General features: G+C 38.6%; 21 protein-coding genes. 7 read left to right on the top strand and 14 right to left on the bottom strand.

Annotated features, from left to right (window positions below):
* Positions 1 to 6: 6 nt before the first annotated feature.
* From radA to ACFIJQ_RS04350, 4 genes are all read left to right on the top strand, one after another.
* A complete protein-coding gene (gene radA / locus ACFIJQ_RS04335) occupies positions 7 to 1,383 on the top strand; it encodes a DNA repair protein RadA (RefSeq protein ID WP_273788493.1) in 1,377 nt (458 codons plus the stop codon).
* Between the two features lie 127 nt (positions 1,384 to 1,510).
* The gene (locus ACFIJQ_RS04340) at positions 1,511 to 2,092 is read left to right on the top strand and encodes a CvpA family protein (RefSeq protein WP_375619410.1); all 582 of its coding nucleotides are present in this window, start codon (positions 1,511 to 1,513) and stop codon (positions 2,090 to 2,092) included.
* Between the two features lie 75 nt (positions 2,093 to 2,167).
* Positions 2,168 to 3,661, top strand: coding sequence for an amidophosphoribosyltransferase (gene purF, locus ACFIJQ_RS04345; RefSeq protein WP_375628701.1), 1,494 nt, complete (start codon positions 2,168 to 2,170; stop codon positions 3,659 to 3,661).
* 2 nt (positions 3,662 to 3,663) lie between these two features.
* Complete coding sequence (locus tag ACFIJQ_RS04350; protein ID WP_273788506.1) at positions 3,664 to 4,413, top strand: SDR family NAD(P)-dependent oxidoreductase; 750 nt, start codon at positions 3,664 to 3,666, stop codon at positions 4,411 to 4,413.
* 70 nt (positions 4,414 to 4,483) lie between these two features.
* On the opposite strand, the gene pssA is transcribed toward ACFIJQ_RS04350, so the two are convergent.
* The 5 genes from pssA to cysS all read right to left on the bottom strand — a co-directional run bounded on the left by pssA (position 4,484) and on the right by cysS (position 10,373).
* Positions 4,484 to 5,323: a CDP-diacylglycerol--serine O-phosphatidyltransferase gene (pssA, locus tag ACFIJQ_RS04355; protein WP_273788495.1), complete on the bottom strand. Its 840-nt coding sequence runs from the start codon at positions 5,321 to 5,323 to the stop codon at positions 4,484 to 4,486.
* Between the two features lie 8 nt (positions 5,324 to 5,331).
* On the bottom strand, positions 5,332 to 6,030 hold the full coding sequence (locus ACFIJQ_RS04360; RefSeq protein ID WP_273788496.1) for a phosphatidylserine decarboxylase: 699 nt from the start codon (positions 6,028 to 6,030) through the stop codon (positions 5,332 to 5,334).
* A 117-nt stretch (positions 6,031 to 6,147) separates the two neighbouring features.
* Positions 6,148 to 8,031, bottom strand: a complete 1,884-nt coding sequence (locus tag ACFIJQ_RS04365) for an ABCB family ABC transporter ATP-binding protein/permease (RefSeq protein WP_375628703.1) — start codon at positions 8,029 to 8,031, stop codon at positions 6,148 to 6,150.
* 116 nt (positions 8,032 to 8,147) lie between these two features.
* Positions 8,148 to 8,819 (bottom strand): DUF421 domain-containing protein, encoded by a 672-nt coding sequence (locus ACFIJQ_RS04370; RefSeq protein ID WP_012754946.1) that lies wholly within the window; start codon positions 8,817 to 8,819, stop codon positions 8,148 to 8,150.
* Positions 8,820 to 8,864: 45 nt separating this feature from the next.
* On the bottom strand, positions 8,865 to 10,373 hold the full coding sequence (gene cysS, locus ACFIJQ_RS04375; RefSeq protein WP_375628705.1) for a cysteine--tRNA ligase: 1,509 nt from the start codon (positions 10,371 to 10,373) through the stop codon (positions 8,865 to 8,867).
* Positions 10,374 to 10,872: 499 nt separating this feature from the next.
* On the opposite strand from cysS, the gene ACFIJQ_RS04380 reads away from it, so the two are divergent.
* Positions 10,873 to 11,241 (top strand): TIGR02301 family protein, encoded by a 369-nt coding sequence (locus ACFIJQ_RS04380; RefSeq protein WP_208439587.1) that lies wholly within the window; start codon positions 10,873 to 10,875, stop codon positions 11,239 to 11,241.
* 412 nt (positions 11,242 to 11,653) lie between these two features.
* Here the strand turns inward: ACFIJQ_RS04380 and ACFIJQ_RS04385 are convergent, their stop codons facing one another.
* Positions 11,654 to 12,982: a dihydroorotase gene (locus ACFIJQ_RS04385; RefSeq protein ID WP_273788499.1), complete on the bottom strand. Its 1,329-nt coding sequence runs from the start codon at positions 12,980 to 12,982 to the stop codon at positions 11,654 to 11,656.
* A 64-nt stretch (positions 12,983 to 13,046) separates the two neighbouring features.
* Here ACFIJQ_RS04385 and ACFIJQ_RS04390 point away from each other — a divergent pair, with 64 nt between their 5' ends.
* Both ACFIJQ_RS04390 and ACFIJQ_RS04395 read left to right on the top strand, forming a co-directional pair.
* Entirely contained in the window at positions 13,047 to 13,919 is an 873-nt protein-coding gene (locus ACFIJQ_RS04390; RefSeq protein WP_375628708.1) for a YgfZ/GcvT domain-containing protein, read from the top strand.
* Positions 13,912 to 14,529: a YfbR-like 5'-deoxynucleotidase gene (locus ACFIJQ_RS04395; protein WP_375628710.1), complete on the top strand. Its 618-nt coding sequence runs from the start codon at positions 13,912 to 13,914 to the stop codon at positions 14,527 to 14,529. The genes ACFIJQ_RS04390 and ACFIJQ_RS04395 overlap by 8 nt, the downstream gene beginning before the upstream one ends.
* Positions 14,530 to 15,045: 516 nt before the next feature.
* On the opposite strand, the gene panB is transcribed toward ACFIJQ_RS04395, so the two are convergent.
* The 8 genes from panB to ACFIJQ_RS04435 form a co-directional block, all read right to left on the bottom strand.
* Positions 15,046 to 15,861, bottom strand: coding sequence for a 3-methyl-2-oxobutanoate hydroxymethyltransferase (gene panB, locus ACFIJQ_RS04400; RefSeq protein ID WP_273788436.1), 816 nt, complete (start codon positions 15,859 to 15,861; stop codon positions 15,046 to 15,048).
* Entirely contained in the window at positions 15,858 to 16,718 is an 861-nt protein-coding gene (gene panC, locus ACFIJQ_RS04405) for a pantoate--beta-alanine ligase (protein WP_273788435.1), read from the bottom strand. The genes panB and panC overlap by 4 nt, the downstream gene beginning before the upstream one ends.
* A 23-nt stretch (positions 16,719 to 16,741) precedes the next feature.
* Positions 16,742 to 17,488: a DNA repair protein RecO gene (recO, locus tag ACFIJQ_RS04410; RefSeq protein WP_375628713.1), complete on the bottom strand. Its 747-nt coding sequence runs from the start codon at positions 17,486 to 17,488 to the stop codon at positions 16,742 to 16,744.
* A gap of 25 nt (positions 17,489 to 17,513) precedes the next feature.
* Positions 17,514 to 18,419: a GTPase Era gene (gene era, locus ACFIJQ_RS04415; protein ID WP_012754937.1), complete on the bottom strand. Its 906-nt coding sequence runs from the start codon at positions 18,417 to 18,419 to the stop codon at positions 17,514 to 17,516.
* Positions 18,412 to 19,119, bottom strand: a complete 708-nt coding sequence (gene rnc / locus ACFIJQ_RS04420) for a ribonuclease III (protein ID WP_012754936.1) — start codon at positions 19,117 to 19,119, stop codon at positions 18,412 to 18,414. Before rnc ends, era begins: the two co-directional genes overlap by 8 nt.
* Positions 19,100 to 19,912, bottom strand: coding sequence for a signal peptidase I (gene lepB / locus ACFIJQ_RS04425; RefSeq protein WP_273788434.1), 813 nt, complete (start codon positions 19,910 to 19,912; stop codon positions 19,100 to 19,102). The genes rnc and lepB overlap by 20 nt, the downstream gene beginning before the upstream one ends.
* A gap of 80 nt (positions 19,913 to 19,992) precedes the next feature.
* Positions 19,993 to 20,394: a holo-ACP synthase gene (gene acpS / locus ACFIJQ_RS04430; protein ID WP_375628716.1), complete on the bottom strand. Its 402-nt coding sequence runs from the start codon at positions 20,392 to 20,394 to the stop codon at positions 19,993 to 19,995.
* A 20-nt stretch (positions 20,395 to 20,414) separates the two neighbouring features.
* Positions 20,415 to 21,005 carry a DUF2062 domain-containing protein gene (locus tag ACFIJQ_RS04435; RefSeq protein ID WP_273788433.1) on the bottom strand — a complete coding sequence of 197 codons (591 nt, stop codon included), beginning with the start codon at positions 21,003 to 21,005 and terminating at the stop codon, positions 20,415 to 20,417.
* Positions 21,006 to 21,095 lie beyond the last annotated feature (90 nt).

A 21,095-nucleotide genomic window follows, 5' to 3' on the forward strand; every position in this document is an offset into this window, starting at 1 on the left:
ATCAACATGGCGCGTAATCGTATTCAATTTATCTGTCAAAATTGTGGAACTGTCCATTCTCGTTGGGCAGGAAAATGTAGTGCTTGTGGAGAATGGAATTCCCTTGTTGAAGAAACTATAAATAGCGGTATAGGAAGTGGTCCTAAGCAGAGTGCTCGTAAAGGACGCATCGTCACACTCACATCTCTTTCTGGAAATATCGAAGATGCTCCACGTATTCATTCTGGTATTGCTGAACTTGATCGTGTTACCGGTGGGGGCTTTGTCCGTGGATCAGCACTCCTTGTTGGAGGTGATCCGGGTATTGGTAAATCAACATTGCTGACACAAACAGCCGCTGCTTTATCACGTAAAGGATATAATGTCATCTATGTTTCAGGTGAAGAGGCTATTGCGCAAATTTGTCTGCGCGCACAAAGGCTTGAAGCTAACAATACAGAAGTGAAACTTGCTGCTGAAACCAATGTTGAAGATATTCTGGCAACCTTAAGCGAACATAAAAACCTTGACATGGTGATTATCGATTCGATTCAAACCCTATGGTCAGATACAGCAGATTCATCACCCGGCACTGTCACACAAGTACGTATCGGTGCTCAAGCAATGATCCGCTTTGCCAAGAAAACAGGAGCCGCCGTTGTTCTTGTTGGTCATGTTACAAAAGATGGGCAAATTGCTGGTCCTCGAGTTGTTGAACATATGGTTGATGGCGTTCTCTATTTTGAGGGTGAAGGAGGACATCATTATCGCATTCTTAGAACTGTAAAAAATCGCTTCGGACCAACAGATGAAATTGGTGTCTTTGAAATGTCTGATAAAGGATTACGCGAAGTGATAAATCCATCCGAATTGTTTTTAGGAGAACGTAATGAAAAAGCACCAGGTGCTGCTGTTTTTGCGGGAATGGAAGGGACACGCCCGATACTCGTAGAAATTCAAGCGCTTGTTGCTCCTTCTTCCCTTGGGACACCAAGACGTGCGGTTGTCGGATGGGATGGAAATCGCCTTTCTATGATTCTTGCCGTTTTAGAAGCCCATTGCGGCATTCGTTTTGGACAGCATGATGTCTATCTGAACGTAGCGGGTGGATATCGCATATCAGAACCCGCTGCCGATTTAGCTGTAGCCGCTGCTTTGGTATCCTCTCTTGCCAATATCGCATTGCCAACGGATTATGTATATTTTGGTGAAGTCAGTCTTTCAGGAGCTACCCGCGCTGTTTCACATTCAGCACAGCGCATCAATGAAGCAAAAAAACTCGGCTTTCAAGGAGCATTTCATCCCACAACAACAACCGAAATGATGAAGTCGCTCAATTTTCAACAAAAAACTTTCTCCGACCTTCCCGAACTCGTTGCTACTCTTACCGTAAGTAAAAAATGATCTGCACCATAGATATGATAATATAGAAAAAACTCTATAAAATACAAAAGATCCTTGCTATAAGAACAAAAAATATATTTGCACATAGACTTAGAAGAACACAACTTTATGTATAAGGAACAAACAAATGATCATAACAATCCTTGATGGAATTGTCGTAGTAATCATCCTGTTGTCCGCTTTTCTTGCTATGCTTCGAGGGTTTTCACGTGAAGTGTTATCGTTGATTTCTTGGGCAGTTGCAGCTATTACGACACTGTTTTTATTCAAGCCTGTCTTACCTTTCTTTGAACACTATCTCTCTAATAAAATGATTGCATTGATCACAACATTGGTCACGATTTTTATTATTGTTCTCATTATTACTTCAATTATTACAATGAAGATCTCTGATTTTATTATTGATAGTCGAATTGGTATCCTTGACCGTGCTATTGGTTTTATTTTTGGAGCACTTCGCGGTTTACTTATCATGGTCATCGGTATATTGCTGATTAATGCACTGATTAAACCCGAGCTTCAAGCGAATTGGTTAAAAAATGCAAAAACAAGGCCTATTTTAGATTCACTAGGACAAAAAGTTTGGGAAATACTCCCAAAAGATATTGGATCGGTTCTCGAAAAGGCGGAAAATTTGTTTAAAGACAGCAATAAACATACGTATGAGCAACACTCTCATGAAAAGATAATTTTAAAAAATAGAGAATAGTTTTTCATGAGGAAAGAGAACTAAATGATGTAGAATGTGATATTAATGATTCCTTCGTATCACAACTGAAAGAATATGATGATAAAGAGTGATGTTTTCTGTCAAGAATTTTCATTAGATGATGATACCCTTCATGAAGAATGTGGCGTTTTTGGTATTCTTGGGCATGAAGATGCAGCAACATTAACAGCTCTTGGACTCCACGCACTTCAGCATCGTGGGCAAGAAGCGGCTGGTATTGTTTCCTACCATAATAAAATGTTTCATCAAGAAAAGCATTTAGGTCTTGTTGGTGATCACTATACCAATCCTACAACACTTGCACGCTTACCAGGAAATCGCGCTATTGGACATACCCGTTATTCAACAACTGGAGAAGTAGCATTACGCAATGTTCAACCCCTTTTTGCTGAGTTGAAAGCTGGAGGCATTGCTATTGCTCATAATGGTAATCTTACCAATGGTCTTACATTACGCCGTGAACTCATCGCTTCTGGAGCTATCTGTCAATCAACATCAGATTCAGAAGTTTTTCTTCATCTTATTGCCCGCTCACGTTATGAATCGTCCTCTGATCGTTTTGTTGATGCAATTCGGCAAGTAGAAGGTGGGTATGCTATGTTAGCGCTCACGCGTACAAAGCTTATTGCTGCACGCGATCCAACAGGGATTAGACCCCTCGTGATGGGGGAACTTGATGGTAAGCCTATTTTTTGTTCTGAAACTTGTGCTCTTGATATTATTGGAGCAAAGTATGTCCGTGATGTTAAAAATGGGGAGATCATCATATGTGAAATACAAAAAAATGGGGAAATTACTAAAAAAATTATAAAACCAAAAAATGAAAAACCAGAAAAACTTTGCTTGTTTGAATATGTTTACTTTGCCCGTCCGGATTCAATCGTTGGAGGGCGTAGTGTCTATGCAACACGCAAAAATATGGGAATCCGTTTAGCACAGGAAGCCCCTTGTGAGGGTGATGTTGTGGTTCCTGTTCCTGATGGAGGAACTCCTGCTGCAATTGGCTATGCACAAGAAATTGGAATTCCCTTCGAGCTTGGTATTATTCGTAATCACTATGTTGGTCGTACTTTTATCGAACCAACACAACAAATTCGTGCTTTTGGTGTCAAGTTAAAACACTCTGCAAACCGTCCTGTGATTGAAAGAAAACGTGTTATTCTTGTCGATGACTCTATTGTACGTGGAACAACATCTCTTAAAATTGTGCGAATGCTCCGTGATGCAGGAGCAAAAGAAGTTCATATGCGCATTTCTAGCCCTATGATTTTCTATCCCGACTTTTATGGTATTGATACACCTAAAGTTGAAAGCCTTTTAGCAAATCAATATCCAGATTTAAAATCTATGTGTGATTTTATTGGAGCGGATTCATTAGAATTTCTTTCAACGGATGGATTATATCTTGCTGTAGCAGGGGAAAAACGGAATAACGCCGATCCACAATTTACTGACCATTATTTTACTGGATATTATCCTACGCAGCTGGTTGATCAAGAAAACCTCTCCAAAACTCATCAATCATCTGTTCTTAAAACAAGAGATTAATGATGACAAAATGTGACTTTAGTCTCCATGGGCGTGTTGCACTTGTTACTGGCGCATCAAGAGGAATTGGTTATTATTTGGCACTCGAGCTTGCTGCACGCGGCGCTCATATTATTGCTCTTGCACGAACAGTCAGTGGACTTACTGAATTAGATAATCAAATCCAAGAAAAAAGGGCTCATGCAACCCTTGTTCCCCTTGACTTGCATCATATGGAAAACATCGATACTCTTGCTATCTCAATTGCAAAACGCTGGAAAAAACTTGATATTATCGTTGCAAACGCAGGAATCCTTGGAACACTCTCACCAATAGCGCATATAGAAAACACGGTATTTGAAGATGTTTTTCAAATAAATCTTTTCAGCCAATGGCGCTTAATGAAAGCTGTTGAGCCTTTATTACGAGAATCTGATGCTGGACGAGCCATTCTGTTATCCTCAAGCGTTGCGCATGCTGCGCGCCCTTTCTGGGGAGCTTATGCAGCCTCTAAAGCGGCTTTAGAGATGATTGCCCGCTGTTGGGCAGAAGAACTCAAACAAACCCCTATAAAGGTTAATTGTGTCAACCCTGGTGCCACACGCACTGCCATGCGCGCTGAAGCTATGCCCGGTGAAGATCCACAAACTCTCCCTTCACCACAAGAGGTTGCAAAAAAGATAGTACATTTGTTATCACCTGATTTAAAAGAAACTGGAAAACTCTTTAATGTCCATAAAAATCGGTTTGTAGATTATCATGTACCTGACTGATCATCATCGGAGAAGTAAATCGTTTAACTCTCTCTTTTTCCTGTGCTTCTCAACAGAAGAATGAAACACTTTATGATTCTTGGATAGCTTTAGTATCAGCCTTTTTCTCTTCTAAAGTAGCACGTTTATTATAAGCGATAAAACTACAGGGGAGAAAAATCATATAGCTAACAGCTGTAATCAATAAAGTTTTCCATGTGTAAGTCGCAAGAAAACCGACATAAATAACAATGACCAACATGCACGGTATAACGATATCGCGCCTTAAATTTTGATCAATTGTTTTTGCATTCCATACTGGTAAACGACTAATCAAAAGAAAAGAAATAATTACAGTATAAAGACTAAAAAATAATGCCCACCCCCAATTGGGGACCAAACCAAGAGCGCCTAAATAGGTAGGCAATAAAAGGAGTAATGCTCCTGCTGGTGCTGGAACACCAACAAAATAACTTTTCTGCCACTTAGGTATATTGGTGTTATCCAACATCACATTAAAACGTGCTAATCGCAAACAACAAGCAACACAATAAACAAGGGCTGCAACCCAACCAATGTGATTTGCTTGATTCAAGATAAAGGAATAAACAATAAGTGCAGGGGTAACACCAAAATTTATAACATCAGCAAGAGAATCCATCTGTGCCCCAAAAGATGAACTACCATCTATTAAACGGGCAATGCGACCATCAGCACCATCTAAAACTGCGGCCAAAAGCACCATTAAAATAGCAGCTTCATAGCGATGTTCAAAAGCCAAACGAATGCTGCTCATCCCTGCACAAATTGCTAAAATAGTAATGATATTGGGAATGACATACCGCATTGATGTAGGTGAACGCCGCCGACTTGCAACATCATCATGCTGCCCCTCAGGATTGAATGAAGAAAATGGCGAAAAATTTTTCATTGTGAGTCCTAATCGTATCTGAAGTCCGTTGTGGCACTCTTATCATCAAAAGAACCCAAAACTGTTTCTCCAGCAATTGCTGTCTGTCCAACTGCAACACGCAATTTCATTTCAGTTGGTATATAAATATCAAGGCGAGAACCAAAACGAATCAATCCAAATCGCTCACCAGTCATAACGGCATCGTTTTCTTTTGACCAACAAACAATCCGGCGTGCAACCATTCCCGCTATTTGTACGATACCGATTTTACCATGTTTGCTATCAATTACCATCCCATTACGCTCATTAAACTGGCTAGCTTTATCAAACTCAGCATTGGTAAATCGACCTGGATGATAAATGATAGACTCTACTGTACCACTGATAGGAATACGATTAATATGGCATGAAAAAATATCCATAAAAATGGAAATACGGATCATTTCATCTTTCCCTAATCCTAATTCTTCAGGTGGAACACATGATTCCACAAATGAAATACGCCCATCGGCAGGCGACATAACCCAATTTGAATTCAAAGGGATCACACGATCTGGATCACGGAAAAAGTATATACACCACACCGTGAGAACGAGACCAAACCAAAACAACGGACTCCATATCCAACCAAGAATGAGCGAAATAACAAAAAACGCTACAATAAAAGGATAACCCTCTTTATGAACCGGTACAAAGCTATTATGGAAAGATTGCAGAATACTCATATAATTTCCTATTCATCGTAAACTTAAACAAGCAACAAATCTTTTTGTTCCTCTTGTATCTTTTTATGTATTTAATCAATCACTCCATATAAAGATATAGATTACATTTTGCCCTATTTATTTTTTACGATTAACAATACTCGTCTCATCTTCTTCACGTATTTTACGTAATTTTTCTTCAGCTTTCGATGCTTCAAGCTGCTTATTCCACATTGAAGCATATAAACCTTTCTTGCGTAAAAGCTCTGTATGCGCCCCACTTTCAATAATACGACCACTTTTAAGAACCAAAATTTCATCAGCATTGATAACAGTAGAAAGACGGTGAGCAATAATCAATGTTGTACGTCCACGGCTTACAATATCCAATGCTTGTTGAATTTCCTGTTCCGTCGCCGTATCAAGAGCCGATGTTGCTTCATCTAGAATAAGAAGTGGGGGGGCTTTTAAAAGTGTCCGTGCAATAGCCACACGTTGTTTTTCACCACCTGATAATTTGAGACCTCGCTCTCCTACCATAGACTGAAAACCTTCCGGTAAAATTTCAATAAATTTTGATATTTGTGCCATTTCAGCAGCTTTGCGCATTTCTTCATCTGTAGCACTTGGACGCCCATAGCAAATATTATAGGCAATTGTATCATTAAATAACACTGTATCTTGTGGGACCATGCCAATCGCTTCACGCAAACTCTTTTGTGTTACGTCACGAATATCCTGCCCGTCAATTGTGATAGAACCCGCGTCAACATCATAAAACCGAAAAAGCAACCGAGAAATAGTTGATTTACCTGCACCAGATGGACCGACAATGGCGACTGTTTTTCCTCCAGGAACTTCAAAATCAATATCTCTGAGAATCTGACGTGTCGAATCATAGGAAAACTTTACCTGATGAAAACGAATGGTCCCATCGCTTATCTCTAACGGTTTAGCATCCGATTTATCAACGATCTCCTTCTGAACATCTAAAAGATCAAACATTGCTTCAATATCCGTTAAACCTTGTCGAATATCACGATAAATTGAACCAATAAAATTCAGTGGAATGGAAAGTTGCATTAAAAGTGCATTAATAAAAACAAAATCACCCAAAGTTTGTGTTTTATAAAAAACTTCATAAGCTGACATCAGCATCATGATCGTCATTCCAATACCAAAGATAAGAGCCTGACCAAAATTAAGCCAGCTTAACGATGTCCAAATCTTTGTTGCGGCTTTTTCATAACCTACCATAGAAGCATCAAATCGATCGGCTTCTAGAGTTTCATTGCCAAAATATTTCACCGTTTCAAAATTCAAAAGAGAATCAACTGCACGCGTATTGGCCTCAGTATCTGCTGTATTCATTTGTTGCCGAATACGAATGCGCCAATCACTCGCCTTAATGGTAAACAAGATATATAATCCAACCGTTGCAACAACGATGAGAAGATAATTCCACCCATAACTTATGTAAAATACAAGTGCCGTCAATATAAACTCTAGAACTGTCGGTACTGTGTTCAGAATTGAAAATCTTACGATCGCTTCAATTCCTTTTGTACCACGCTCAATCACACGAGAAAGCCCACCAGTTCGGCGTTCCAAATGAAATCGCAAGGATAACTCATGCATATGTACAAAGGTTTTATAAGCCAATTGACGAACAGCATATTGACCAACAGTGGCAAAAAGAGAATCCCGTAATTGATTTAATCCAGCCTGCATAATACGTGCGACATTATATGCCAAAACGAGCATGATGGGAATAATCAAACTGGATGGGAACCATTCAGGTAGCTGAAAGCTTGAATCAAGCACATTCGTAGAATATTTAAAGAAATACGGTACAGATATGAGAACGAGCTTAGCCAAAACAAGATAAAATATTGCCCATAGCACACGTATTTTTAGATCACGTCGCCCTATTGGCCACATATAGGGCCATAAATTGTAAAGTGTGTGCAGAGTTCTGCCTGTATCTGATGATACAGTTTTTGTCATTTCATTGCGTTTCATAAAGTCCTTACTTCTCTATCATCCACACGAAAAAGGCAAAATACCCCCCTGTGGTTGTTTATAGATTTATCTCTTCATTACGCTTCCAATAAGCTATACCCACTCGTTATTCAAAGTTAGACTGTTTTTGAAAAAGGAACAAGAAATAATCCACTATACAATTTATTATTTTGATCTGTATTTTCATACCACTCTGCTGCAAATAAATTTTCAACTTTTACATGGTTTTTTTTCAATTCTGCCTGAAGCCACTTTTTTGTTTTACCAATCTCTTTAAGTCCATCATCAATAACTTCACCATTTTCTATTAAAATCGTCGATTTCTTCCCCTCTTCCTTTTTAATGACAGTGAAATCACCATTGGTTTCCAAACGAACAAAAGCGGCTTCATGTAAGTGACACCCTTTAAGACGTAACATCGTAATGAGATCATTAACATTGATCCCTAAGTTCTTAATCTTATCTATTTGGAAAACCCCATCTAAAACTAATGTAACATTCCGCCCTGCAATAAGACGACGAAAAAAAACTGAATAGCGTGCAAAAAAATTAAAAGATGTAATCAAGGTTTGCCAGATGAGTAAAACAAGCAATAATTGAATGCTACTAATATTCTGATTATAAATAACGCCTCCAATAATACCTCCCATAACAAAATTACTGACCAAATCAACTGGTGTCATCTGACTAAGACTGCCCCGCCCCGTCGTTCTTAAAATAAATAAGAAGGCAACAAGACCTACAGCCAGCTTAAGCGCGATATATCCATAATGATATAAAAATTCCATCAAACTTTCCTCCCTTTATTTATGTAAGCTGCTGGAATAGGAAAATTAAAATCGTTTTATTTCCCACACAGTTATGCGCTCACCACTCTGCGGATCCTTACTGTCTTTTAAAAGAACCCCCTCGGCTGCAAGCTCATCACGAATTGTATCCGCTGCTTCCCACTCTTTATTATGGATAAGTCGTAGCCTTTCAGCAATACGTTGATCAATAAATTTTGAATCAAGAAAAGTTTTTTTTATAAATAATGGGCAGTCTATTTCTTTAATCCATTCTTGTCGTAATAGTCCTAATAAATTCATCCCATTAGAAAGAGCCAGCGCATTCCCTTCTTTATAAAACTTTCGCAAAAGAGTCAGTGCTTTTGGAGTATTAAGATCATCACTGAGTGCATCTATCAAAGTATCATTAATTGCTTCATTGTTTTCCATCTCACTTTTTTTGCTGCGAAGCAATTCATACCAACGATACAGTTCGCCACTCGATTGTATTAAACGCTGCGCTGTCCAATTTAATGGTTCACGATAATGCGTTTGCAACATCGAAAAACGCGCAGACAAACCAGCCCAATTTTTCTTCATTTCATCGATTAAAATACCATTAAACTCCAAAAAATTATTCTCTAAAACAGAACGAATAGTTATGAAATTGCCAAAGCTTTTCGACATCTTTTTGCCTTCAACTTGTAAAAAACCATTATGCATCCAAAAATTTGCCATTCGCTCCGTCCCAAAAGCTGAACAACTTTGTGCAATCTCGTTTTCATGATGAGGAAAAATTAAATCAAGTCCACCACCATGGATATCAAAAACATTCGCGGTCGGATCATCACAGGTTAAACCACCGCCATAGGGCGCTAATAACTTTGCCATTGACATCGCAGAACATTCAATATGCCAACCTGGACGACCTAAAACAGGAATTCCGGCCGGCGATTCCCAACCTGGCTCCCCTTCCACAGAAGGTTTCCATAAAACAAAATCCATCTCTTCCCTTTTATAAGCAGCAACATCAATACGCGCCCCCGCCCTCATTTCATCTAAAGAACGATTTGCAAATGCCCCATAGTGGGGAGGATTTTTTATGCTACTTACAGAAAATAATATATGATTTTCCGCTTTATAAGCGTGCCCCTTTTCAAGCAATCTTTCAATTAAAGAGCGCATTTCCTCTAAATGCTCGGTTGCGCGCGGCTGACTGGTTGGTAATAGACAACCAAGTGCTATTGTATCTTGTTGAAACTGGAAATATGTACGTTCTGTTAATTGACGAATAGCGTCATTCAATGACAAGTTTGGATATTCAAAAGCTGCTCGTGCATTAATTTTATCATCAACATCTGTAATATTACGCGCATATAGAACATGTTCATTGCCATAAACATGACGCAATAAACGAAATAAAATATCAAAAACAATAACAGGGCGTGCATTTCCTATATGCGCATAATCATAAACTGTCGGACCACAAACATAAAGACGTACTCTTGTCGGATCTATTGGTGTAAAATTTTCTTTTTTACGTGTCAGCGTATTATAAAATCGCAACTCTCTCATTATTGACTCCATGGACGATATTATGTACCGCTCCTTTTAGATGCATCTTATCTCAAATTATCGTATTACGCGGTTTAGGCTAAAAACTTTTTTCTTATAGTAAATTCTTCTTACCATTTTCCCATTGTATTCACGGCTGTATCCATCATTTATCATAAAAACAATCTATTTTATTTGATTGAACAAAAGCATTCTATCATTAGAGATGCTTTCCCTTCTTAAAGAAAACGAGCTTAGAAAAAATTCTATAGGCAACACAATATAAACCTATGTGAAAAATAGATAGCTTTCAGGAAGCAAATCTTAAATTTTTAACCACACAAAGCTTCGTCAGTATTTTCAATATTCCACAATGGGTTCCTTACTGCCTCTTACGCCCTATATTTTATAATCAATAATTGAGAATAATGTAGCAATTAACTCTATTTTTTTTACACCGTTCTCATGACAAAATTATTTTATCTGTACAGAGTTTTATTCAAAGAAAGCAATAAAAATAATGCGTAATAGATTGATGAACATCATTATTTTAATATTTCTTGTCATTTCAATGCCAACCTTTGCGCAACAATCTCCACCTTATGAAAAAAAATTACTCCGACTAGCAGAAATTTTGGGATCATTGCATTCTCTCCAAAATCTTTGCGAGCCTCCAACAAACCAATGGTATGATTATATGAATGCACTAATTGAAGCAGAACACCCCATTCCACAAAGACGTGCTTATTTTTATGAAGCGTTTAATGAAGCGTATCGTGCTTTCTCAGAAAATTATCACCATTGTACACAAGCAGCCATTGAAGCCAATCAAAGATACATAGAGGAAGGAAGAATTTTATCTGAAAACCTCCTCATGCATTATAAATAATTAATCTATACAAAAAGTATCTTTCTCCATTTTAGCGATATCAATGATATTCCTCTCACAAATGCGGGGAGCAATAAACCAGCTCTGAAAATAGAGAGACTTTTAAAGAATAATGTCTCGATACGCTTTTATTCGTATGAGCGCCTTTTTCCCTATACAAAATCGTTCTTTGGCTTCCTCCCCACACCTCAAAGGATGAAGATTGTTAACTAAATTTGCTCTGTAAATAATCTAGGCTCTTGTGAACAAGTTTCCTCTTGGCTTCCCACTCATGTAATTTGCTTCATAGTTTCTACAAATAAGCCTAAGAATATTCACCACGCATAAAAAAACACTTATGTGCCAAAGAGGCTGACATACCCTATATCATCACTCTAAAAGATGATATTTTACGGCATACTTTTTAATCTGTTTACACCAAAGTTTCCATAAATTTAACAGGCTCTCCTTGTGAAGGTGTGACAATTTCACCTTCCCACATAACGCGCATACCACGGATAATAGTCCCAACAGGCCAACCTTTAACTTTTTGACCATCATAAGGTGTCCAACCGGCACGCGAACCAATTAAGCCATTCGTAATAATTTCTTCTCTCTTAAGATCAACAATGGTTAAATCAGCATCGTACCCAACAGCAATGCGCCCTTTACAGCTTATACCAAAAATACGACTAGGGCCATGTGAAGTGAGATCAACAAAACGTTCAAGAGATATTTTTCCTTCATTCACATGTGTCAACATAATTGCTGCTGTTGTTTGCACCCCTGTCATTCCTGAAGGTGAAGAGGGATAAGGTTGAAGTTTTTCTTCAAGAGTATGAGGCGCATGATCTGAGCCTAAGACATCAATAATTCCTTGTTGAACACCGTACCAAAGAGCTTCACGGTGGCGCGACTCACGAATAGGCGGATTCATCTGAATTAATGTACCAAACTTCTTATAATCATCAGCCGTGAGAGTCAAATGATGTTGTGTCACTTCAATTGTTGCAACATCCTTATGTTTTTTTAGAAAATCAATTTCTTCTTCTGTCGAAAGATGTAACACATGAATCCGTGCTTTTGTCTCATGGGCAATTTTTACCAAACGCTGCGTACATTTTAATGCCGCAACTTCATCACGCCAAATCGGATGTGATGATGCATCCCCTTCAATACGCAATATTTTACGCTCTTTGAGCCTCGCCTCATCTTCAGAATGAAAAGCTGCACGACGGCGTGTATTCTTCAAAATAAGGCGTACACTTTCATCATCATCAACCAAAAGATCACCGGTAGAGGACCCCATAAAGACTTTAATTCCAGCCGCACCAGGAAGTCTTTCTAACTCAGAGAGTTCATGGGCATTTTCACGCGTTCCTCCAACCCAAAATGCAAAATCACAATGCATTCGATGAAATCCGCGTTTAACCTTATCGTTTAATGTTTCTTCTGATGTTGTCAACGGATTGGTATTAGGCATTTCAAAAACTGCCGTAACACCCCCTAACACAGCAGAATACGAGCCACTTTCCAAATCCTCCTTATATTCATTTCCTGGCTCACGAAAATGCACTTGGCTATCAATAATTCCTGGTAAAATATGAAGCCCCGTACAATCAATGACCTCACTAGCCGATGCACATGTAAGGTTGCCTATTTCAGCAATACGACCATTTGTAATACCAATATCACGCTTGCTTCTTCCATCATGATTCACAAGTGTTGCACCTTTAAAAATTGTATCAAATGTTTTAAACATAGCCACGCTCCTTACATATTGCTCACTTATCGATTATGTAACTTTGAGCAGAAAGGCAAGAACCATGATTGAAAAACAAAATGCCATTTGCTTAAAAAACCGCGGACTTATTCAAATTACAGGCGAAGAAGCAACAGATTTTCTACAATCCTTGATCACGACAGATGTAAAAAAAATCAGTCCACAGGAACTTTTCCCTGGAGCCCTTTTATCCCCACAAGGAAAGGTTCTTGCTGATTTTCTTATCGGAAAAAAAGAAAATGGTTACCTGATTGATATCAGAATGCCTTTAGCTGATACGCTTCACCAACGTCTGTTACTCTATAAGCTGCGTAAAAAAGTAGAAATTACACAACCATTACAAGAGCTTGTTACGGTTTCTTTGAATAATGAATCAGATACTTTAAATTTTGATTCAAGTTTTGTTGATAAACGCTTCCCACAACAAGAAAAAATAATACGAATCTATGGCAAAAAACCTTTTTTGACTTCAGAATATCATGATACATGGAATCAATTGCGTATCCGTTATGCAATTGCGGAAAGTGGTCAAGACTATGAAGTTGGCAAAGTCTTTCCTCATGATATTAATTACGATCAAATCAATGGACTCTCATTCAATAAAGGATGTTATATTGGACAAGAAATTGTTTCACGAATGCACCACCGCCGTGCAGCACGTCGCCGTATTTTTATTGTAAAAGGCCAGTGTGAATTAACCCCTCAATCTAGCATTGAAGCAGGAACAAAAGTGCTTGGCTACTTGGGAACGTGTGTAGAAAATGAGGCTCTCGCTTTAATGCGTGTTGACCACGTCAAAGATTCTATGGACCATAACATCCCCTTTACTGTAAAAAACATTCCTGTCACTATAAACATTGCTGAAAATATGAATTTTACCTTTCCTGAAAATACTATAGAAAATACGCATGGCTAAAGCTGAATTATTAAAAAATGGAGAAGCACGCGCTTGGCAAAGAATGCTCTCTGGACGCAGACTTGATCTTCTCAACCCTTCTCCTTTTGATGTTGAAATTGAAGATATTGCCCATGGACTTTCTCGCGTGGCACGTTGGAACGGTCAAACACGAGGGGAGCATGCCTATTCTGTTGCACAACATTCACTTTTGGTTGAACAAATATTTCAAAAACTTTTTCCACAATCGGGAAGCAACGAATGTCTTTATGCTCTTCTTCATGATGCTCCAGAATATGTCATCGGCGATATGATTTCCCCCTTTAAAGCTGTCATAGGAAAACAATATGAACGCATTGAAAAGGACATCCAAGATGCTATCCACATGCGCTTTTCTCTCCCCGTTGATCTTTCTCAAAAACTTTTAAAAAAAATCAAACAAGCCGACCGTATCGCTGCATATTATGAAGCGATTACGCTTGCTGGATTTAGTACAGAAGAAGCCCTTCGCTATTTTGGCTCTCCCAATAATATTTTACCCGATGATCTTAATTTATACCCCTATTCTACCCAACAAATTGAAAACGCATTTTTAACTCGCTTCAATGACTTGGATGCCCAAAGATTATAGACTCTTCGCATTGTTTCTTCCCTATCATTAAAGACTCATCACACTGATTTATAATAATAATTCATTGTTTTTTTCATGTTGAATAAGAGCCCCTAATATCGTGAGATTCACTCATTTCAAATCTGTTTATATTGAATCAATCAAAATCATTCTCTTGCACGTCATAAGTGGGACCGGCATATGGGTAAAAACTTTTAAAGAAAGAATTTGAAATGTCTCTTATGAAGCGTAAAGATGCTAGTGCTCTGTAAAGTGTACACTTCATAGGAGCTTTACCGTTATACCATTCACAAAAGCCGTCGCGAAATAGGAGTTGAGTTCCTTAAGAAAGCTTTCTTAAAAAAAGCACATGACTTAGCAACCCAATGGCGTTCTGTTTTGCATGAGAGGAGTGACTCCATTAAAGAAATGGAAAAAATCACAGCTCAAATTGCATACAAAATATATGAAATAATGCACTTTCATTATCAAAATAACAAATGTTCCCTTGTCAAACTTTTCATCTTAAACTGAAGTTTATTTTAGTTTATAAACTTCATTATCCGCTGGGAAAGCACGAGATGTGACATCCTCTGCATAATTCTTTATTGCAGTTTCCATGGCTTGTTCAAGGTCTCCATAACGGCGTACAAATTTTGGCACATGAGCACCATAGCCCAACATATCTTCCATAACCAATACTTGTCCATCGCACTGATTGGATGCACCAATACCGATCGTAGGGATAGAAAGCTTTTCTGTCAGTTTTACTGCTAAAGGTTCGACAATCCCTTCTAAAACAATAGCAAAAGCACCGGCCTCCTCAATTGCAGCCCCATCGGCTTCAATTCTTTGCCAATCACTCTGTTTTCGTCCTTGTGTTTTGAAACCACCAAAACGATTCACCGCCTGGGGTGTAAGACCGATGTGCCCCATCACTGGAATGCCACGTTTACACAAAAAATCAATTGTTTCCGCTATATAAACACCACCTTCAAGCTTAACTGCACCACACCCCGTTTGAGCAAGAATACGCGATGCATTAAAAAAAGCTTGCTCTGGACTTTCCTCATAAGAGCCAAAAGGCATATCAATAACCACAAGAGCTTTTTGAGATCCACGCACCACGGCTTGTCCGTGTAAAATCATCATATCTAAATTAACAGGAAGCGTTGTCTCAAACCCATACACAACCATACCAACGCTATCACCAACCAAAAGGATATCGCAATATGGATCAGCAATCCGCGCAGTATAAGCTTGATAAGCTGTTAAAGAAACAATTGGCTGTTGTCCCTTTCTTGCACGTATTTCGGAAGATGTTATACGCTTTACGGTTTTATGTACACTCATTTTCCGCCCTTCTCTTGCAATATATATTGATCAATCAGCCTTACCTCTCCAAAGCGAACAGTAAGAAGTAAAACTGCTGGTTTATTCAATGTTCCTTTAATCACGCATAAAGTTTCCATATCCCGTAAATCTATTGCTTCAATGATTGCACGCGTTTCTTGTTGTAAAATATCACGAACAGTTTTGCATAATTTATCAACCGACCGTTCACCTTCATGGTAAAGCTTTTCAGCTGCTTTCCCACTTTCAGGAATAATTTTGGCAGCTTTACGATCTTCTAATGTTAAAAACTGATTGCGTGAAGAACAAGCTACACCATCTGACTCCCGTAGAATAGGAACTCCAACAATTTCAATAGGAAAAGCCAAATCTTCAACCATACGCCGAATAATTAAAATTTGTTGAAAATCCTTTTCCCCAAAAAAAGCCTTATCTGGTTGGACAATGTTAAAAAGTTTAGCAACAACGCTTGTCACACCACAAAAGTGCCCTGGACGTAATTTTCCCATCAAAATACGTGATAATTTTTTCACTTGCACAATTGTATCATTTCCCAGTGGCCACATTTCATCTACAGAAGGAGCAAAAACACATTCAACACCTGCTTCTTCTAACAAAGCACAATCGCCCTTCAAGTCTCTTGGATATTGAGCAAAATCTTCATGAGGTCCAAATTGCTTTGGATTGACAAAAATAGAAACCAATACGCGATCACACATTGCTCTTGCATACTGTACTAATGCAAGATGACCATCATGCAATGCCCCCATTGTTGGAACAAAACCAATCGAAAAACCTAAACGTCGTTCCTCTGAAGTATATTGTCGGACTTCAGCAATTGTCTTTAAAACTTTCATTTTCCCATTCAATTATCATCAGATCAATAAATTAATGCTTGTATACCAAATTGGCGCTCAAACAATTGTATCAAATTCATGCGTACTGACGGCTGCTTTATATCTCGTGGCTCCCAGACATGACGCATAAGAAAAAAACCCGTCAGTATAAAACCATTTATTATGTCACTAGAATCAGTAGGACGAGTTGTTCTTTGCACAAGAAATTGTGGTAGAATGAGAAGCTTTTTTTTCCAAGGTTCCCCTGCTTCTTCACAGACAGCCCGTCCAGATTTTGGTGATACGTAACGAAGCCTTTCCTGACGACCTGTTGCAGCACAACAAGATAAATCAAGACCAAAACCAAGTTCTTCAAGAAGCCGCATTTCAAAACGTACAAGCAATTCTGCATTTACAAATGGTTCATCAAAATTCTGCATAAAAAGGTGTAAAATATCATATAAAACGGGGTGCGGATCACGTTCGGGAAGAAGTCGCAAATGAAAAGCTATCAATTGCAAAGCATAAAGTGCTTCTGGTAGACAGATTAATCTTGCCGCATGTAAATCAAGAGCTTCAAGCCGAAAAAGTCCCAAATGCTCTTCTAAACGAGCCCACCATTCAGCCTCCACAAAATTTCCAGGTTGAAGAAGAGCAGCCATACGACGCGATCGCCCCCCTTTTACCACTCCCATATAACGACCATGTTCACGTGTCATAACCTCAAGAATAACACTTGTTTCACCATATTGGCGTGTACCAAGAATAACAGCTTGTTCTTTCCACTTCATTTTACTTTAATTATTTTTAAAAATCTTATTTTAAAAAATCCAATCCCATTTCGCGATAACGTTCTGGATCAGTATCCCAATTATCGCGCACTTTCACAAAGAGAAAAAGATGAACCTTTTGATCCATAATTTCCATAAGTTCTTTACGTGCTGCTTGACCAATCGCCTTAATTGTATCGCCTTTTGCTCCTAAGACAATTTTTTTCTGACTCTCACGCTCGACATAAATAACTTGATTAATTTTGACGGAACCATCTGAACGCTCTTCCCAGTTTTCTGTTTCAACCGTTGAGGAATAAGGAAGTTCATCATGAAGACGAAGAAAGAGTTTTTCACGCGTAATTTCAGCAGCAAGATGACGCATGGGCATATCGGAAATTTGATCTTCCGGATAATACCATGGTCCCTCCTGCATCATATTACTCAACGCATGAAGTAAATCCTTGCAACCAGAACCGTTTAGAGCAGAAATCATAAATGTTTGCGCAAACTTTACACGTTCATTTATTTTAGTGGTTAACGCTAGAAGAGATGATTTAACAACTGTATCAACCTTATTAAGAACAAGAACTTTTTCTTGTTTCATGTTGTTTACAATATCTAACATCATATCAACTTCATCCGAAAGACCACTTTGAGCGTCAATTAAAACGAGCAGAACATCCGCGCTCTTAGCCCCTCCCCAAGCAGCAGAGACCATGGCACGTTCTAAGCGCTTATGGGGACGAAAAACACCCGGTGTATCGACCAACACAATTTGCACATCATCATGAATGACAATACCGCGGATTAAAGTTCGTGTTGTTTGTACCTTATGCGTTACAATTGAAACCTTTGTTCCAACCAATTGATTAACCAATGTCGATTTACCGGCATTAGGCATCCCAATAAGCACAACAAACCCAGAACGCGTTTTCATAACGTCACTCATGATCATTTTTTCCCACTGTTTTCCATACACCCTCTCGTCGCAAAATTTTTTCAGCTGCCATTCTTTCGGCATATCTTTTGGAGCTTCCCTGCCCAATCTCTGAAGCAAACCCAGAAATACTTACCTCTACCATAAAAACAGGATCGTGATCTGGACCTGAACGTTTTATAACCTGATAATGTGGTTGTGCATTGCCTTGGATATGCGCCCATTCCTGTAATTCGGTCTTGGCATCACGCCGACCAGCATCCATTTTCTTTGCCCGACTATGCCAATATTTTTGAATAAAAGGGCGAACGCTTTCCAATCCTCCATCGAGATATATCACGGCAATCAAAGCTTCCACGACATCTGCATGCATATTGATGAGTCGACGCCCCTCGAAATTTTTCATCTCAAAACCAACTCGGATCATATCAGGCAGCCTCATTTCACGCGCAATATCAGCACATGTCTGCGCATTGACCAGATGATTCAAACGGACTGATAATTCACCTTCACTTGCCTGAGGAAAAAGTTGATACAGCATTTCTGCAATCAAAAGCCCTAAAACCCGATCCCCTAGAAACTCTAGTCGTTCATAATTCCCCTGTTCCGAATCTTGCACACTCGAGTGTGTTAATGCCTTCTTTAACCTCTCTTCATCTTTAAAACGATGCCCCGTCAGCTTGAAAAGCTGATCAATCATTAGACGTTTCATCGTTGTTTCCTTGCTTGATAAGCGGCAAATCATGAACCGTATTTATGAAAGAAAACAAACGCTTCCAACGCACATCAAATGGCCAGCGCCAAACCTGCCAAGCACTTGAACCGTTACTGATAGAAAAGAAAATCACGCTCGCGCGACCAATAAGATTTTCTTCTGGAACATAGCCTACATCTAAACGACTATCATCTGAATTGTCGCGGTTATCTCCCATCATAAAGTAATGTCCTTGAGGAACTTCAAAGACTTTTGTATCATCGACTTTCGGGATGAAAGCTAAATCAAGTGTATCATAACTGACACCGTTAGGCATTGTCTCGCGATAAACCTCAACAGGATAATTAACCTCTGTTATATCAGAATTATCAATCTCCCCCATAAAGTGACGTGAAACAGCCTCATCATTAATATAAAGAATACTTTGACGGACTTGTATACGATCACCTGGTAGCCCAATAACGCGTTTTATATAATCAATCTTCGGATTACTTGGTAAGCGAAAAACGACCACATCTCCACGTTGAGGTTGAGATGCCCAAATTCGTCCAGAAAAAAGAGGAGGAGAAAAGGGGATGGAAAAACGAGAATACCCATATGCATACTTAGAAACAAACAGATAATCTCCCACCAACAAAGTAGGACGCATTGAACCGGAAGGAATACTAAAAGGCTGGAAAAAAAGTGTCCGAATAACGGCTGCTAAAAGCAGAGCCTGTACTAAAACAGAAATAAATTCACGAACCCCACCTTTTTTTTCTTTTTTATGCACTTTATCTTTTTGGATCATCACCAACTGCCTTCTCATCACAGATATAATTTTTTTTCATCATAATATTCAAATAACAAAAGCACAATCTCTCACACCATCTATCCACGTGGAAGTGCTTCGATAATAACAAACGCCTGTGCCCAAGGAAAATCATCTGTTATGCTAAGATGAATAACTGCATCATGGTGAGGAGGTAATAACTTTTGAAGTTGCACTTGCGCACGATTTGTTAATTGCATTATTGGTTTACCAGATGGCAAATTAACGACCCCCATGTCTTTCCAATTGATACCACAAGCAATTCCCGTTCCTAAGGCTTTAGCGCATGCTTCTTTAGCAGCAAATCTTTTTGCATAGGAAGAGGAGCTTTTTTTGAGATTTTTGGATCTATTCTTTTCAATATCCGTAAAAATACGTTGGGTAAAACGCTCACCATAACGAACCAATATTTTCTCAATACGTCGTATATCAACCAGATCATTTCCAAGACCAACAATCATACCATATTACCCGATCTTTCTTACGATGAACGCTTCTTTAAATGCCTTTTTTTTATAATCTTTTGATATCGCTTTTGTTTAAAACGAACCGTTGCTCTGTAAACACCTATATAAGATAAACTACCAAAAACAATACCTAAAAGAGTTCCACCTAAAATCATAGGACTCATAATTGTGTCCCATGCGCCTTTAAAGAGGAGAGAGAGATTTGACAATGTCAAACCATTAAATAGAGCACGAATTTGCGAAAGAGAAATCTCTTTGACATCACTAAAAAGTGATAAACAAAAATACCCTACTTTATAATCAGCCATGACAATCAATAAAAATGTGAGTGGATTAGAAAAAATCGTCCCAATGATTGCGGCAGCAAAGTTTGCACGCAAAAGCCAAGATAAAAATATTGCCAAAATAATATGCAACCCAAAGAAAGGGGAACAAGCTAAAAAAATGCCAACAGCAACCCCTAATGCTACTTCATGCGGTGTTGCTGATATACGCAAAATACGTTTATGTATGTAGCAAAATGAGCGAGAAAATGAACGACGTGGCCATAACCAAAGTCGAATACGCGTTACAAAATCTATTGGTTCTCGACTACGAAAAAGCATATGACTCTCAATATACATCTTTTGATGATGAAATAATCTATATCATCCAAATTAATCTTTTTAAGCTTTTGCACAAAAAAAAACAGAAAG

Origin of the sequence: Bartonella sp. TT67HLJMS, from assembly GCF_042193375.1 — a bacterium.
In the GTDB taxonomy this organism is placed as follows: domain Bacteria; phylum Pseudomonadota; class Alphaproteobacteria; order Rhizobiales; family Rhizobiaceae; genus Bartonella; species Bartonella grahamii.